The sequence below is a fragment of the Verrucomicrobiota bacterium genome (assembly GCA_016871535.1).
Lineage (GTDB): Bacteria > Verrucomicrobiota > Verrucomicrobiia > Limisphaerales > SIBE01 > VHCZ01.
The window spans coordinates 1-2225 of the sequence record VHCZ01000440.1 but is presented as its reverse complement, the minus strand read 5'-3'; the positions used below and the strand labels follow the sequence as shown (position 1 = coordinate 2225).

Sequence of the window (2225 nt, the reverse complement as noted above, 5' to 3'; positions counted from 1 at the left end):
CCGGTCTTTATTGGTCCACTGCGCGTCGCCGAAGATGCCGTAGAGCTTGTCCGGGTTGGCCGTCTCAATGGCGCGCATGGCGGATTGTAACGCCGCGCCGACATTTTTGGCCGCCTGTCGCACCTCGCGCCAGTGGGCTTCCGGCGGAATCTGAAACCGATGCTGCTCGCGCCCGGCGGCGTAGCGCTTATCGCCGCCGGATTCCGCCAGCGCGGCCTGCGTCTCTTCATCGAACACGTCGCACACGCGCTTGTAGAACAGGAGCGGGAAGATGAACTGCTTGTAATCGCCGGCATCAATCGTCCCGCGCAAGAGCGTGGCCGCGCCCCAGAGATAGGATTCGAGTTGTTGTTGGGAGATGCGGGTCATTTGTTGAACACCTGCGTTCACTTCACCGCTTTCCCTTGGACGAGTTGCAGGAGCGGCACATGAGGGCAGCGTTTTCCAAACGGGATCGCCCTCCTTTGCTGTAAGGGTCGATGTGGTCGATGGTAAAATCATCCCAAGTGAGGCGCTTCATGCAATTTGGGTTCTTTTTAGGATTCGGGCAGCGCCTGTCTGCGGAGGTGTTCCACAGGATGCGGCGCTGGGCTTCGCTGAAGCCGCGTTGCGAGTCCTTCTTCGAAAACAGAATTTTCCAGCAAACCACACAGGATGGACTCGCGCAAACGCCGCTGGTTCACTTCGTCTGTCGCCTGCATGACGGTCAGCAGGTATTGCCGATACAAATCCTGCTCCGTGCCGACATTCTGCGCCTTCTTAAGTTTTTCACGAAGGTCATCCACCTTGTTGGAAAATACTGTCAGGATGTCCCAAGCCAGCCGATTGCGCCGCCGGTCAGTGAGGATCAATCCTTCCTGTTCAAACTTCGCGACCAGCGTGGTGAGCGTATAAAAGTCAGTGACTTTGACGAAGCGCGTGCTGTAGAGCTTTGGGAACATCCTGCGGACTCGGTTGAGTGCCGCAATAGTAAGCCGCGCTCCGCGAGCAACCTGCCGCATGTCCACGCCGGTGTCGGCCATGATGTTGTTGAGCGCTGACTTTTTGTTGATGGGGTCTCCTTTCTGAATCGAGAGCATCAATTCGCAAACCAGCTCCACATGCTTCATGCGGCTGAGTTGGGATGTGCCCATCACGCCCATGTCTAGGAAGTAGTTTTCAAATTTACTCGCCACCTTCGCGGCTTCTTTTAGAAACGCACTCTTGTAATACTTGGCGTGGCGTTTCTCCTGGCCTGTGAGCGCCTTGCCGGTCGAATTGATGCGGACGAAAACCTCGACGATGTCGCCAAATTCCCCGTCCACCTCAATCACGGGCAAGCGATAGCCGGTGATGATGTGCTGCTGTTTCCATTTGCATAGCTGTTTCCAGCTAACCCATTTGACTTCGTCTTCACCCGGTAGTTGCGTCTTCGTTTCGAATCGGCCCTGTTTCAATCCCATGAACATGAGGAAGGATTCGATGCGCTGCTTGCCGTCGATGACATCGTAAACCACGTCGCCATCCCGCTGGTTACGGTAGAGGAATATGGCGGGCAACGGGTAGTTGCGAATGATGCTGTCCATCAACTTCGCCCGGTCTCTTTCCTTCCAAACGGATTTACGCTGGAAACCCGGTTCCAGATTCAAGTGGTCCTTCTCATACAAGTTCACCAAGTCCTGAATCGTCTTCGGATTTTGTTGATGGGTTAGGGTTGGGAATGACATAGTGTTCTCCTTTGGTTTCTAAAGTTCTCCGGTGAAGGCTTGGTGCGGGAGCGACACTTTCAACGCCGCCAGCAGCGCCTGCTTTTGTGGCCGTGTCAGCCGTTGGGTTCTGATTTCAAGCCGTGGTTTCATTCAGCGCTTTGGAAATTGAGGGTGATTGCTGGCCCAGTTCGCGTGCGAGGCTTGCGAAGGCTGGATAATCCGCAATGGCTCGCCGCAAGGTCCAGACCAGCGATTCCACGAGCGACCGGTCTTTCGTGCGTTCGGCCAGTGCCACGGCGGTCTTGATCCACGCGTCTCCAACTGGCGTGGCCAAGTTGCCGTGACGAATGAGGTAGAAGATGACCACATCCACGAAGCGGACATCATCTAAACACAACGTCACAAGTAATTGCCTATGTTAAGCGATCCCGCAGAGGCGAGACAAGGTGGTGTTCGGACGGGACCATGCACGAAGGCACGGAGTAATTGCGGTGATGACGTCGTTCAATTCGGCAAAGTATTGGTTGTGAAGACAGC

Annotated in this window: 4 protein-coding genes; all 4 read right to left on the bottom strand. The window is 55.2% G+C overall.

The window, feature by feature from the left end:
* Window positions 1-369: SAM-dependent DNA methyltransferase (locus FJ398_27355; protein MBM3841595.1), on the bottom strand; the 369-nt coding region annotated here is incomplete at its 3' end.
* Window positions 370-391: 22 nt separating this feature from the next.
* A complete protein-coding gene (locus tag FJ398_27350) occupies window positions 392-520 on the bottom strand; it encodes an HNH endonuclease (GenBank protein ID MBM3841594.1) in 129 nt (42 codons plus the stop codon).
* A 16-nt stretch (window positions 521-536) separates the two neighbouring features.
* Window positions 537-1706, bottom strand: a complete 1170-nt coding sequence (locus tag FJ398_27345; protein MBM3841593.1) for a DUF262 domain-containing protein — start codon at window positions 1704-1706, stop codon at window positions 537-539.
* A gap of 115 nt (window positions 1707-1821) precedes the next feature.
* Window positions 1822-2091: a hypothetical protein gene (locus tag FJ398_27340; GenBank protein MBM3841592.1), complete on the bottom strand. Its 270-nt coding sequence runs from the start codon at window positions 2089-2091 to the stop codon at window positions 1822-1824.
* Between the last annotated feature and the right edge of the window lie 134 nt (window positions 2092-2225).

Coding starts and splice junctions, on each gene's coding strand:
- FJ398_27345 (MBM3841593.1), bottom strand. CDS start 1,706: ATGTCATTCCCAACCCTAACCCATCAACAAAATCCGAAGACGATTCAG.
- FJ398_27350 (MBM3841594.1), bottom strand. CDS start 520: ATGAAGCGCCTCACTTGGGATGATTTTACCATCGACCACATCGACCCT.